This window comes from Achromobacter pulmonis, assembly GCF_002885955.2.
GTDB classification, from domain to species: Bacteria; Pseudomonadota; Gammaproteobacteria; order Burkholderiales; family Burkholderiaceae_B; genus Achromobacter; species Achromobacter pulmonis_A.
This window is the reverse complement of the sequence record NZ_POQS01000062.1, coordinates 1-623: the sequence shown is the minus strand read 5'-3', so window position 1 is coordinate 623 and position 623 is coordinate 1. Positions and strand designations below refer to the sequence as shown.

Genomic DNA, 623 nt, shown 5'->3' with positions numbered 1-623 from the left:
GGACGAGAACCCCTGGGTGCTGCAGCTCTACGCTCAGGACGAGCCCAGTTTCGACCAGTACATGCAGACCCTGCGCGACTATGTGCAGCCGCGCGCCCGTGATACGGCGTTCAGCGAGTTCTACCTGCGCTTCTTCGGCCACCACCTGCGCGCGGTGGCCAAGCCGGGCGGTCTGTTCGAGGACACGGTGGTCACACGGCTGCGCTGGCGCGGCCAGACCCGGCGCGTGCGCATGGTGGTCTATCGCCGCGTGACCGGCCAAGGGCAAAACAGCCGCCGCGGCCAGACGCCCGAGCAGATGCTCAATATCGTCTGCGACCGCCTGTGCGGCGGACTGGCGAACGCCGGCATTCAGGCCAGGCGCATGGTGGCTGCGGATGTTCACGACTGGCTGCTGCGCTGGTTCAACCCGCGTCCCACGTTGCTTGGGCCTGGGGCCGAAGACCGGGAGCGCTTCTATGCGCTGGCGCGCTACCCCGAAAGTACGGAGGCCGGCGAAGACGGCGAGATCGAATTGGCGAGCGGGCGGGATTTCAGCCAGCGGCTGTTCTTCGGCCAGCCGCGCTCCGACGTGGCGCATGGCACCTGGTACTTCGACGGCCTGCCGCACCGCGTGCTGATCA

Annotated in this window: 1 protein-coding gene; it reads left to right on the top strand. The window is 67.9% G+C overall.

Features of this window, described 5'->3' with window-relative positions:
* A partial coding sequence (locus C1I89_RS33785; RefSeq protein ID WP_181391124.1) for a TraC family protein occupies nucleotides 1-623 on the top strand: 623 nt, incomplete at both ends.